Raw genomic sequence first — 11,692 nt, 5'->3', positions numbered from 1 at the left:
CCTTCTTTTTGGTTTGTTTGTGGTGCTTGCTCTTGTTTTCCCCTTCAGCTTATTTTCCTCGCTCCTTTTGTTTCCCTTCTGCGGGGCGTCTCGCCCCCCCCCCCCCCGCACTACAGTTCGCTGGGCAGACCTCTGCCGAGCATGGCTCGGCACTACATGGGCTCGCATGCTCTAATCGCGGACTTGTTGCTGAAGGATGCCGTCGTTGTCTACTTCCGCTTTCCAGCCCGTGGCGGCCAATGAGCGCATTGCCAGCTTGGACGTGCTGCGCGGCTTTGCCTTGTTCGGCATCCTGCTGATGAACATGGAGGCCTTCAGCGGCCCATTGGACATGTCGTTCACCGGCATCGATCCGCATTGGCTGGGCATGGATTACTGGGCTGATGCCTTCGTCTACATCTTCGTACAGGGCAAGTTCTTCACCCTGTTCTCGCTGCTGTTTGGTGCTGGCTTTGCGGTAATGGCACAGCGAGCTGCCATTGCAGGGCGCGACTTCACTCGCTTCTACCTGCGCCGCAGCCTTGGCTTGCTGATCATCGGTGTGCTGCATGGGCTGTTGCTATGGTCCGGTGATATTCTGGTCGCCTACGCGCTGTTGTCGTTTGCCTTGCTGGCGTTCCGTGAGGCTCCGCGTAGTTGGTTGCCGGCGCTGGGCACCATGGCATATATGGGAGCTGCCGTACTGATGCTGCTGTTGGGCGCCCTGATGCAATTTGCCCCGGCCGACGCCGCCACTGCGCAGGCTGCAGCAGCAAAGGCCGCAATCGAGGCCCAGCGTCAGGCTTACGGACAGGGCAGTTATCTGCAAGCAGTTGCGCAGCGCCTGCAGGACGTGGGTGCGTCGCTGGGCGCGCTGTTGCTGGTCGGCCCACAGGTGCTGGGTATGTTCCTGATCGGAGCGTGGTTTGCGCGTAGTGGTGCCATTGCCGAGCCTGGGCGCTATCCGCGGCTGTGGGCGTGTCTGCGCTGGTTGCTGCTGCCGGTAGGCCTGGGGGTGATGCTGTTGAGCGTGTGGGTGCTGCCGTACAACGCACCGGGGCAATTCAATATGCGCAGTGCCGGCGCTTATGCGCTGACTGCGGTCGCCGGTCTGCTGATGTGTCTGGGCTATCTGGCCTGGGGTGTGCGTTGGAGTCGCCATCTGCAATGGCTTGCGCCGGCCGGGCGCATGGCGTTGACCAATTACCTGGGGCAATCGGTGGTCTGCACCCTGGTGTTCTACGGCTACGGTTTGGGCTGGTTCGAGCAGATGGGGCGTGCCGTACAGCTGTTGTTTACCATGGGACTGTTCGGCATGCAGGTGCTGCTGAGCCAGCTGTGGCTGCGGCGTTTCCAGTACGGGCCGGTGGAGTGGCTGTGGCGGGCTTTCACTTACCTGCAACTGCCCCCGCTGCTGCGGCGCTGATGCATTCGCAACAATTGAACGAAGTCCGCCTGCACCCCAATACTTCCGCGCGCCAACGGGCTGGTTCGTACCCGAGCGTGGGCCGGGCTGACGGCCGATGAGCTGGTATGGCGTCGATACTGGACCTTCGTTTCTGCATGCTCACATATGGCTAGCGGCTGGTCGTGGCATGCTCGGTATCAGCATGAGCAGCAGGAGCAGACAACAGATGGCTGAATCCATAACCGGGCAAAAGCCCGCAATCAACCCTGCGCCGTATCGCGCCGAGTGCTTGCAGTGAGCGCGCGCAACTATGACGTGGTGGTACTGGGCGGTGGTTCGGGTGGTTTGGCTGCCGCGTTCCGCGCCGCGTCGTATGGGGCCAAGGTGGCGATGCTGGAGCCGGCACCGCTGGGTGGAACCTGCGTCAATGTGGGCTGTGTGCCGAAGAAGGCGATGTGGCTGGCCGCGGATCTGGCCGAACGTATCGCACTGGCGCGACGTGTCGGGTTTGATGTGCCCGCCGAACCGGCGTTGGCATGGTCGACCCTGTTGGATCGGCGCCAGCAGTACATCGCCAATATCCACGCCAGTTATCAGAATCGGTTGGATGAAACCGGCGTGGTGCGGATCAGCAATCGCGGGCATCTGATTGATGCGCACACGGTTCAGTGCGACGACGGCACTCAGTTTCGCGCCGAGCACATCGTTATCGCTACCGGCGCGCATCCGCTCAAGCCGGAGTTGCCTGGCGCAGAGTTGGGTGGTGTGTCGGATGATTTCTTTGCGCTGCAGGGACGGCCGGATCGCGTTGCCTTGGTAGGCGGTGGTTATATCGCGGTGGAACTTGCTGGCGTACTACGTGCGTTGGGTAGCGAGGTTGCCTTGCTGGTACGCGGGCAGCGCTTGCTTGATAAGTTTGACGCGGAAGTATCAGACCAGCTGGCGGAGAACCTGCGCCTGCAGGGCGTGGAACTGCACTTCAGCTGCAAGGTAGAAGCGCTGCAGCGGCAGCAGCAACAGATCCGCGCGCAGCTGCACAACGGTCCGGAACAGGCTGTGTTCGATACGGTGCTTTTCGCCACCGGGCGTGGCCCGAACACAAAGGGGCTTGGCTTGGAGCAGGCTGGCGTGAGGCTGGGCGAGAAGGGTCAGATCGAGGTGGATGATTACCAGAACACCTCGGTGCCGGGCATCTATGCGGTTGGCGACGTTACCGGCCGGGTGACGCTGACTCCGGTTGCGATTGCTGCGGCGCGCAGGTTGATGGATCGCGTGCTGGGCGGGCAGCCTGAGGCGAAGCTTGATTACGAAAATGTTCCCAGCGTTGTGTTTGCGCATCCGCCGTTGGGCAGTGTTGGCCTGAGTGAGGAAGAGGCGAGCACGCGTTTTGGCAAGGTGAGCACGTATTACAGCCGCTTCCGGCCGATGCTGCAGGCGCTGGGGCAGGGTGAAGTGCGTAGCCTGTTCAAGATGGTTTGTGCTGGTGAGGATGAAAAAGTGGTTGGCATCCACCTGCTGGGCGAGGGGGCGGACGAGATCCTGCAGGGGTTTGCGGTGGCAGTGAAGGCCGGAGTGACGCGCAGACAGATGGAGGAGACGGTGGCTATCCATCCGACTTCGGCTGAGGAAGTGGTTTTGATGCGTTGAGGTTGGTGGCTTCGTAGCAGGGACGGCGCCAAAGGCACCCCTCCTCAATCCTCCCCTGCGCTGCGCGCAAGGGAGGAGGCTGATCCTGCTGTTGCAGACAATGCTTCGCTCCCTCCCTTTGCCGAAGGCAAGGGGAGGGTTGGGGAGGGGTGTCTTTGCTTCTGCTTGGTTCTACCCAGCAGCCACGCCCAAATCCCGCAGCGCCCATAATAGAAAGCCATCTCCCCCGGATGCCGCAACACCGTGACAGCTCCAACCCAGCGCGAGGCCACCATGGCCGCGCCAACATTACCCACCAGCTCGCGCCGCCTGTTGATCAGCGGCTTGCTGCTGGCCGCCACCGGTGCCATCGCCGCGTCCGGCAAGGCGGTGATCGTCAAACTCGCCTACCGGCATGGTGCCGATGCCACTGCCTTGCTGGCGCTGCGGATGATGGTCGCGTTCCCGTTCTTCATCGTCATGGGCATGTGGGCGGCACGGCGCGCACAGCCGTTGTCGGTGGGAGACCGCTGGCGGGTACTGCTGCTCGGCTTCAGCGGTTATTACCTGTCCAGCTATCTTGATTTCCTCGGTCTGCAATACATCAGCGCCACGCTGGAACGACTGATCCTGTATCTCAGCCCCACGCTGGTGGTGCTGATCGCGCTGGTGGTGCTCAAACAACGGCCCACGCGTATCCAGGTAGCAGCCCTGTTGGTCAGCTATCTCGGCGTACTGCTCGCCTTTGGTCATGACATCCAGCTCGAAGGCCGGCGCACCCTGATTGGCTCGGGCTTGGTGTTCGCCAGTGCGCTGAGTTATGCGGTGTATCTGTTCGGTAGTGGCCAAGCGGTGGTGCGGATTGGCGCGGTGCGTCTGACCGCTTACGCCAGCATGGTGGCCTGCGTGCTGTGCATTGGTCAGTACCTGCTGTTCCAGCCCTGGGATGCGTTGTGGGAGTACGCGCCGCCGGTGTACTGGCTGTCGCTGCTCAACGGCACGATCTGCACGGTGCTGCCGGTGCTGGCGATCATGATCGGGGTCAAGCGGATTGGCTCCTCGCTGGCCGCGCAGGTGAGTATGCTGGGCCCGGTTTCCACAATTGTGCTCAGCGTATGGCTGCTCGACGAACCGATGGGCATTTGGCAAAGCGCCGGGACGGTGCTGGTGCTGCTGGGCGTGTTGCTGGTGGGCAGCGGCGTGGCGAAGAAGCAGTGAGCCCTGAGGTCAGTGCCGCCGCCGGCCATGCGCGCATCCTTGAGGCGATTCGCGCCATCCCGCGCGGGCAGGTGCTGGGTTACGGTGAAGTGGCGGCCAAGGCCGGGCTGCCCGGAAGGGCAAGGCTGGTTGCGCGCCTGTTGGGCAACAATGACGACCCGGAGCTGCCGTGGCATCGGGTGCTGCGCTCGGACGGGCGCATCGCCATGCCGGAAGGCTCGCGCGGTTGGCGCGAACAGAGCCAACGGCTGCGGGCCGAGGGTGTGGCGGTAGAGAACGGCCGGGTGAAGCGGCCCAAACCGCCGCGCAGCCTGGACGAGGCGATCTGGGGCCCGGGCTAGCCGCTGCGGCTATCATGGGGGCAGTTCCCCCGGATGCCACCATGTTCTCGCGCCTACCCAAGATCACCCAGACGTTGTTGATCGCCAACGTCGTTCTGTTCCTGCTGCAGCAGCTTCCGCAGACGGCGGGCATCTTTACCCAGCTGATGTTGTGGCCGCTGGGCTCGCAGCAGTTTTTTGCTGATTCGCCGGGTTTCGAGCCGTGGCAGCTGCTGAGCTATGGTTTCCTGCATGGCAGCTTCGGCCACCTGTTCTTCAACATGCTGGCGCTTTTCATGTTTGGCGCCCCATTGGAGGCGACCTGGGGTGAGAAGCGCTTCCTGACCTACTACATGGTCTGCGTGGTCGGTGCTGGCCTGTGCCAGTTGCTGGTGGCTGTGTTTGCCGGTGAGTACAACCCGGTATTGGGCGCCTCTGGTGGTGTGTTCGGCCTGCTGTTGGCCTATGGCATGTTGTTCCCGAACCAGCGGGTGATGCTGTTGTTCCCGCCAATCCCGATGAAGGCACGTACCTTTGTAATCGTGTTCGGTGCGATTGAACTGTTGCTGGGCTTCACCGGTTGGCAGCCGGGCGTGGCGCATTTCGCGCACCTGGGCGGTATGTTGTTCGGCTGGTTGTTGATCCGCTACTGGCGCGGGCAACCGCCGTTCAACAAGCGCGGCCCGCACCTACGCCGCGTCAAATAACAAGCAACTGTAGTGCCGAGCCATGCTCGGCAGGGGCTTTACCTGCGCAAAGCAGCCCTCACCCCAACCCCTCTCCCGCAAGCGGGAGAAGGGCTCAAGCGGTAGTGCCGAGCCATGCTCGGCAGGGGCTCTACCGGTAAAGCTCCAGCCGAGCATGGCTCGGCACTACAAAAACAAAAAAAGCCGCGGAATCCGCGGCTTTTTTCTTCAGCAAGGCATCAACGCCAGATCTTGATCTGCTCGGCGTCGGTGCGCTGCATCGGCTGGCCCGGCTTGCAGTTGAAGCTGGCACCAAACTCCGGCAGGTTGGACAGCGGTGCATTGCTGCGCCAGCGGCCCGGTGCGCGCACGTCGGTACGCAGGCGCTGCACGGCTTCGTTCGGCGACAGCTGCTGCGCCCACAGGCTGGTCCAGCCCTTGAAGAAGTCCTGCTTGTCAGCCGGCTTGGCATCGACCTGGGTGGCATTGAAAGCCTCCAACGCGATTTCCATGCCCGACAGATCAGCCATGTTTTCGTCGCGGGTCAGCTCGCCGTTGACCTTGGCATCCTTGACGCCCGGGAACGGGTAGGCGCTGTACTGCGCGGCGACACGGTTGCCGAGCAGGGTCCAGGCGCTCTTGTCGGCCGGCGTCCACCAACTGCGCAGTTCGCCCTTGGCGTCGATCATTGCGCCCTTGACGTCGATGGCGCGGCTGACTTCATGCGCGACCAGGCCGCCGAAGGCACCGAACTTCTCGGCATTGCTGGCGTTGCCAGCAAAGATCGGGCCCTGCAGTGCGGCGGCAGTCACGATCAAACGGTTCTGGGCGATGTCGTAGGCGATCGACGGCTGCTGCGGCAGCACGTCCCAGCGACGGTCGGCGTTGCCCTTGCCGATGCGCTTCATTTCCTGGGCGTGGCGCCAGGTGGAAGCGATCAGGATGTTGCCGCCGAAGCTGCCACGGCCCATCGGCTGCACGGTGTAGTCCAGATCGCGCAACGGGGTGCCGATCTCGATCTTCATCGCGGCCAGCTTGGCTTCGGCTTCGGTCTTGGCCTCGGCGCTGAGCCAGCTGCTGCGCTTGACCGCGGCAATCTGTGCTTCGCGGATCTGGTCGACCATGACACCGGCCTGGCGGCGGGTGTCGCGGTTGAGATAAGTAGCGGCGTACTCGTGACCCAGCATCGGGCCGGCGGCCACGTTGATGGCGTCGAGCACAGCGTCCGGACGCGACGGCGCGATGGTCTGGCCGCGCAGCACACGGCCACGGAATTCAAACTCGGCGTCGCGGTAGGCCTTGGACAGGTACGGGGCCATCGAGTCGCCCACGCGCCAGCGCAGGTAGGCCTTCCATTGGTTGGCCGGCAGGCGGCTGACCATGCCGTTGAGCTGCTGGAACAGCGCTGGGTCGGCCAGCGACACCAGGTCGTCGTTCACGCCCTGGGCCTTCAGGAAGGCATCCAGCTGCAGGTTGCGGTAGCGGCTGTTGAGGTCCTTGGTGGATACCGGTGCGTAGTTGTTGAACGGGTTGTTGATGTCGGCGACCGAGTTCGCGCTGCGCGCCAGTTCGGTTTCCAGCTGGATGACCAGCGCCGATTCGGCATCAAGCTGCGCGGCCGGGGTGCCGGTCAGCGCCAGGATCTGCTTCACATAGCCGCGGTAGCGGCCCATCAGTGCGACGGTATCGGCATCGGTGCGGGTGTAGAACGCCGGGTCCGGCAGGCCGGTGCCGCCCTGCATGAAGTAACCGATGTGGCGGTCCAGCGCCTTCAGGTCCACGTCCGGGGCGAAGTTGAAGGCCACCGGGATGCCGACCTGATGCAATGCGGCGATCGAGGCCGGGATGTCCTTGGCCTTCTTGATGGCGTTGATGCGGGTCAGCAGCGGTGCGATCGGCTTGGAGCCGTCGGCTTCCACGGCGGCTTCATCCAGGCCGCTGGCCCAGAAGTCGCCGAGCAGCTTCTGCACGTTGCCCTGTGGGGCAGTCATCGAGCGCTCCAGCAACTGGCGCTGCTGGGTGCGGGTGTTGTCCGCCAGCGTGCCGAGGGCGCTGACCGCGCCGGTCTGTGGCACCGGATTGGCCTTGAGCCAGTTGCCGTTGGTGGTCTCGTAGAAGTCCGAACAGGCCGCGCTCACTGCCGGTGCCCGTGCCGCAGGCTTCTTGCGGGCGGCCTGCGCATCGTTGGCGGACAGCATGGTCACCAGGGAGAAGGCCAGGGCCAGGGTAAGTGGGCGAACGTTGGGCATGTGGTGCATATCCGCAGAAGGACAAAGTGGGCGGAGTTTAACAAGCTGGCGGCGGAATGGTGCCGGGGCAGGGCACGGAATTGGGTACTGCATCAAAACCGGTGGTTGTGGGAATGGCGTCAGCCGCGAAGCCACCGCAGATGATGCGGCTGGCATTGATTGGATTGCGTTGATTCCTGCGCGTTGGGCATGGTCAGCTTCGCGGCTCACGCCGCTCCTACAAAAAAACCCTAAAAAAAAGAAGGCCCGGCAATGCCGGGCCTTCTTCGGGTTTCACTGCAGGGCAGCGATTACCAGATCACTACCTGCTTGTCGCCGGTGCGGACCATCGGCGAGCCGGCCTTGCACTGGAACGCAGCAGCGAAGGTCGGCAGGTTCGACGGTGCACCCATGGCGCGGAACTGCGCCGGGGCGTGCGAGTCGGTGGCCAGGCGGACCTTGGCGTTCTCGGCGGTGTACTTGGTGCGCCACACGGTGGCCCAGTTGAAGAAGAAGCGCTGGTCGCGGGTGAAGCCGTCAACCTTTGCATCTTCCTTGCCGGCCGAGGCCTTCTGCAGGGCGTCATAGGCCGTGGCCAGACCCCCCAGGTCGGCGATGTTCTCGCCCAGGGTCAGCGTGCCATTGACGTGCTGGTCGCCCACCTTGTACTCGTTGAACTGCTTGACCAGCTTGCCGGTCAGGCCTTCAAAGCCCTTGGCGTCAGCCGGGGTCCACCAGTTCTCGAAGTTGCCGGTCGGGCCGAAGCGGCTGCCCTGGTCATCATAACCGTGGGTCATTTCGTGACCGATGACGGCACCGATACCACCGTAGTTCAGCGCGTCGTCGGCGTTCACGTCGAAGAACGGCGGCTGCAGGATGGCGGCCGGGAACACGATCTCGTTCTGCAGCGGGTTGTAATAGGCGTTGACCGTCTGCGGGGTCATGCCCCACTCGGTCTTGTCGACCGGCTGGCCGATCTTGTTCAGCGCCCACTTGTAGTTGAAGGCGTTGGCAGCGCGCACGTTGCCCAGGTAGTCATCGTGGGTGGTGCTCAGGCCACTCCAGTCACGCCACTTGTCCGGGTAACCGATCTTCGGGGTGAAGGTTTCCCACTTGGCGATGGCCTTGGCCTTGGTTTCGTCGCTCATCCAGGTCAGGTTCTGGATGCGGTCCTTCAGCGCACCGGCCAGGTTCTTGACCAGTTCTTCCATCTTGGCCTTGGACTCGGGCGAGAAGGCGACCTTGACGTACATCTGGCCGAAAGCATCGCCAGCATCGTTTTCAATGGTGCCCAGGACCTGCTTCCAGCGCGGCTTGATTTCCTTCTGGCCGTTCAGTTCCTTGCCGTAGAACGCGTAGTTCTCCTGCACGAACTCGTTGCTCAGATACGGAGCGGCGCCGTCCACGGTGTGGAAGCGCAGGTAGGCGCGCCAGGTGGCCGGGGCAGTGTCGGCCAGCATCTTGCTCACTTCCTGGTGGAAGGCGGGCATGGCCAGCGAGAACTTCTCCGGTGCGGCAATGCCCTGCGCTTGGAAGAACGAGGTCCAGCTGAAGTTCGGGGTCAGCTTGTCGGCATCGGCCACGCTGACCGGGTTGTAGTACAGCGAGACGTCGCGCGACAGTTCTACGCTGGACTTGGAGGCCTTGGCCAGACGGGTTTCGAACTTGACCACTTCCTCGGCCTGCTTGGCGGCGTCGGCAGCGGCAACGCCGCTGAGCTCCAGCACCTTGGCCACGTGGGCCTTGTAGGCGTTGAGCTTGTCGGCCTTGCTGGCGTCGGTGTAGTACGTGGTGTCCGGCAGACCCAGGCCGCCCTGGCTGGCGTAAGCCATGTTCATGGACGAATTCTTGAAGTCCGCTTCCGGGCCGAAGCCGAACAGGAAGTTCTCGCCCTTGGCAGCGGTGCTGCGCAGGTAATCGGCCAGCGCGGCGGTGTCCTGCAGGCCATCAATCGCAGCCAGATCAGCCTTCAGCGGGGTGATGCCCAGGCTGTTGATCTTGGCTTCGTCCATGCCGGCAGCCCAGAAGTCGCCGACGATCTTCTCGATGCCGGTGGCGTTCTTCATCGCCGCGGCCTGCTCGGCCAGCTGGTGCTGCACGGCCACCGAACGCTCGTCGAGGATGGTGAAAGCGCCCCAGCTGGTGCGATCAGCCGGAATCTCGTTGGCGTTGAGCCACTTTTCGTTCACGTAGCCGTTGAAGTCAGTACACGCGTCCTTGCTGGCATCCAGGTCGGCGGCGGTGAAGGCGTTGTAGGCCGGCAGCTTGGACTCGTCCAGCTTCAGCTCGTTGGAGGCGGCAGGAGCAGCGGCGGGAGCTGCTGCCGGGGCTTTGTCTTCCTGCTTGGGGCAGCCTGTCAGCACGGCGGCGACGGCCAGCGACAGCAGGAGAATCTGGGGTTTGCGAACGATCACGGGAAAGGCCTCCGGGCCGGTTTCAAAGCATGAGTGGGGCCACGGAGTCCGGGGCCGAAGCAGGAAGATACGCCTGAAACCGATGAGGAAGGGGTGTAGAAGGTAATGGGTCGCTGCCGGCGTATTCCTATGGGCGGCGGCGACTGGCCGATGCTATACAGCAGCAATGACCAAGACATCGAGCAAGCAGTGGGACGCGATCCTGATCGGCGGCGGCCATAACGGGCTGGTGTGTGCGGCCTATCTGGCCAAGGCCGGCAAGCGCGTTTTGGTATTGGAGCGGCGTGCGGTGGTGGGAGGCGCTGCGGTCACCGAGGAGTTCCATCCAGGCTTCCGAAACTCGGTGGCATCTTATACGGTGTCCTTGCTGCAGCCCAAGGTGATTGCCGAGCTGGAGCTGGAGCGGCACGGCCTGCGGGTGGTTTCGCGCAAGCTCAACAATTTCCTGCCCTTGGGCAACGGCGAGTATCTATTGGCCGGGGCCGGCCGCACTGCCGAGCAGGTCGCGCGTTTTTCCGCGCGGGATGCAGCGCGCTTGCCCGAGTACGAGCAGCGCTTGGACATATTTGCCGATGTGCTGCGCGCACAGGCCCTGCAGGCACCGCCCAACATCAGTGGTGCGAGTTGGTTGCGTGCGTTGCCGGAGCTGTGGAAGGCAGGGCAATTGGGTCGACAGCTGCAGCGCTTGAATCCGGCCTTGCAACAGGAGTTGATGGATCTATTCACGATCTCCGCTGCCGAATACCTGGATCGTTGGTTTGAGAGCGCACCGATCAAAGCCTTGTTTGGCTTCGATGGCATCGTCGGCAACTACGCCAGCCCCTATGCGGCGGGCACTGCTTACGTGTTGTTGCATCACGTGTTTGGCGAAAGCAACGGCGTCAAAGGTGCCTGGGGGCATGCGATCGGCGGCATGGGCGCGATCACCCAGGCGATGGCGCGATCTGCGGTTGAGGCCGGTGTTGAAATCCGTACCGATGCAGCAGTAAACAAAGTACTTGTCGAGCAGGGGCGTGCGGTAGGCGTCGCACTGGCTGATGGCGAGTTGCTGCGTGGCAATGCGATCGTTGCCAACGTCAACCCGAAGCTGCTTTACGAGCGGCTGTTCGATCCTGCCGATGTGCCGGCTGCCACCTTGGAGCGCATGACCAATTGGCGCTGCGGTTCTGGGACATTTCGCATGAATGTGGCTTTGTCGAAGTTGCCTGAGTTCAGTGTGTTGCCGGGGCAGGGTGATCACCTGACCGCCGGCATCATCATCGCGCCCAGCCTGGATTACATGGATCGCGCCTATCTGGATGCACGCCAACATGGTTGGTCACGCGAGCCGATAGTCGAGATGCTGATCCCCAGTACGCTGGATGATTCACTCGCACCGCCGGGACAACACGTTGCCAGCCTATTCTGCCAGCATGTGGCCCCGCAGCTGTCAGATGGCCGTAGCTGGGACGATCACCGCGAAGAAGTCGCGGATCTGATGATCGCTACTGTTGATAAACATGCGCCGGGCTTTGCTGCTTCAGTGCACGGCAGGCAGATCATGAGTCCGTTGGATCTTGAGCGGACCTTCGGCCTGATCGGCGGCGATATCTTCCACGGCGCGTTGAGCTTGAACCAGTTGTTCAGTGCGCGGCCGATGCTGGGGCAGGCCGGTTACAAGGGGGCACTGCCGGGACTCTACCTGTGTGGCTCGGGCACGCATCCGGGCGGTGGGGTTACCGGGGCGCCTGGGCACAATGCGGCGAAACGAATCTTGGATGAACTGTAGACCTGCACCGCAAGCAGCGCGTCGATGAAAAAAAAGGAGGCGACC

General features: G+C 62.9%; 8 protein-coding genes. 6 read left to right on the top strand and 2 right to left on the bottom strand.

Annotated elements, in window-relative coordinates; genetic code table 11:
* The first annotated feature begins 196 nt into the window (after positions 1 to 196).
* The 5 genes from ACVOMB_RS13760 (at position 197) to ACVOMB_RS13740 (ending at position 5,258) form a co-directional block, all read left to right on the top strand.
* A complete protein-coding gene (locus tag ACVOMB_RS13760; RefSeq protein ID WP_481531688.1) occupies positions 197 to 1,405 on the top strand; it encodes a DUF418 domain-containing protein in 1,209 nt (402 codons plus the stop codon).
* A gap of 276 nt (positions 1,406 to 1,681) precedes the next feature.
* Positions 1,682 to 3,034: a glutathione-disulfide reductase gene (gorA, locus tag ACVOMB_RS13755; RefSeq protein WP_481531687.1), complete on the top strand. Its 1,353-nt coding sequence runs from the start codon at positions 1,682 to 1,684 to the stop codon at positions 3,032 to 3,034.
* 273 nt (positions 3,035 to 3,307) lie between these two features.
* Positions 3,308 to 4,231: a DMT family transporter gene (locus tag ACVOMB_RS13750; RefSeq protein WP_481531692.1), complete on the top strand. Its 924-nt coding sequence runs from the start codon at positions 3,308 to 3,310 to the stop codon at positions 4,229 to 4,231.
* Positions 4,228 to 4,572 carry an MGMT family protein gene (locus ACVOMB_RS13745; protein ID WP_481531686.1) on the top strand — a complete coding sequence of 115 codons (345 nt, stop codon included), beginning with the start codon at positions 4,228 to 4,230 and terminating at the stop codon, positions 4,570 to 4,572. The genes ACVOMB_RS13750 and ACVOMB_RS13745 overlap by 4 nt, the downstream gene beginning before the upstream one ends.
* Positions 4,573 to 4,613: 41 nt before the next feature.
* Entirely contained in the window at positions 4,614 to 5,258 is a 645-nt protein-coding gene (locus tag ACVOMB_RS13740; protein ID WP_481531685.1) for a rhomboid family intramembrane serine protease, read from the top strand.
* 218 nt (positions 5,259 to 5,476) lie between these two features.
* Here ACVOMB_RS13740 and ACVOMB_RS13735 read toward each other — a convergent pair whose 3' ends face one another.
* Positions 5,477 to 7,486, bottom strand: coding sequence for a M13 family metallopeptidase (locus tag ACVOMB_RS13735; protein WP_481531684.1), 2,010 nt, complete (start codon positions 7,484 to 7,486; stop codon positions 5,477 to 5,479).
* 290 nt (positions 7,487 to 7,776) lie between these two features.
* The gene (locus ACVOMB_RS13730; RefSeq protein WP_481531691.1) at positions 7,777 to 9,876 is read right to left on the bottom strand and encodes a M13 family metallopeptidase; all 2,100 of its coding nucleotides are present in this window, start codon (positions 9,874 to 9,876) and stop codon (positions 7,777 to 7,779) included.
* A 169-nt stretch (positions 9,877 to 10,045) separates the two neighbouring features.
* Here ACVOMB_RS13730 and ACVOMB_RS13725 point away from each other — a divergent pair, with 169 nt between their 5' ends.
* Positions 10,046 to 11,647, top strand: a complete 1,602-nt coding sequence (locus tag ACVOMB_RS13725; protein WP_481531683.1) for a phytoene desaturase family protein — start codon at positions 10,046 to 10,048, stop codon at positions 11,645 to 11,647.
* Positions 11,648 to 11,692 lie beyond the last annotated feature (45 nt).

The organism is Stenotrophomonas sp. STEN018 (assembly GCF_056760235.1).
The sequence above is the reverse complement of the archived record's forward strand: the minus strand, read 5'-3'. Positions and strand labels throughout refer to the sequence as shown.

Coding starts and splice junctions, on each gene's coding strand:
- ACVOMB_RS13760 (WP_481531688.1), top strand. CDS start 197: ATGCCGTCGTTGTCTACTTCCGCTTTCCAGCCCGTGGCGGCCAATGAG.
- ACVOMB_RS13750 (WP_481531692.1), top strand. CDS start 3,308: ATGGCCGCGCCAACATTACCCACCAGCTCGCGCCGCCTGTTGATCAGC.
- ACVOMB_RS13740 (WP_481531685.1), top strand. CDS start 4,614: ATGTTCTCGCGCCTACCCAAGATCACCCAGACGTTGTTGATCGCCAAC.
- ACVOMB_RS13735 (WP_481531684.1), bottom strand. CDS start 7,486: ATGCCCAACGTTCGCCCACTTACCCTGGCCCTGGCCTTCTCCCTGGTG.
- ACVOMB_RS13725 (WP_481531683.1), top strand. CDS start 10,046: ATGACCAAGACATCGAGCAAGCAGTGGGACGCGATCCTGATCGGCGGC.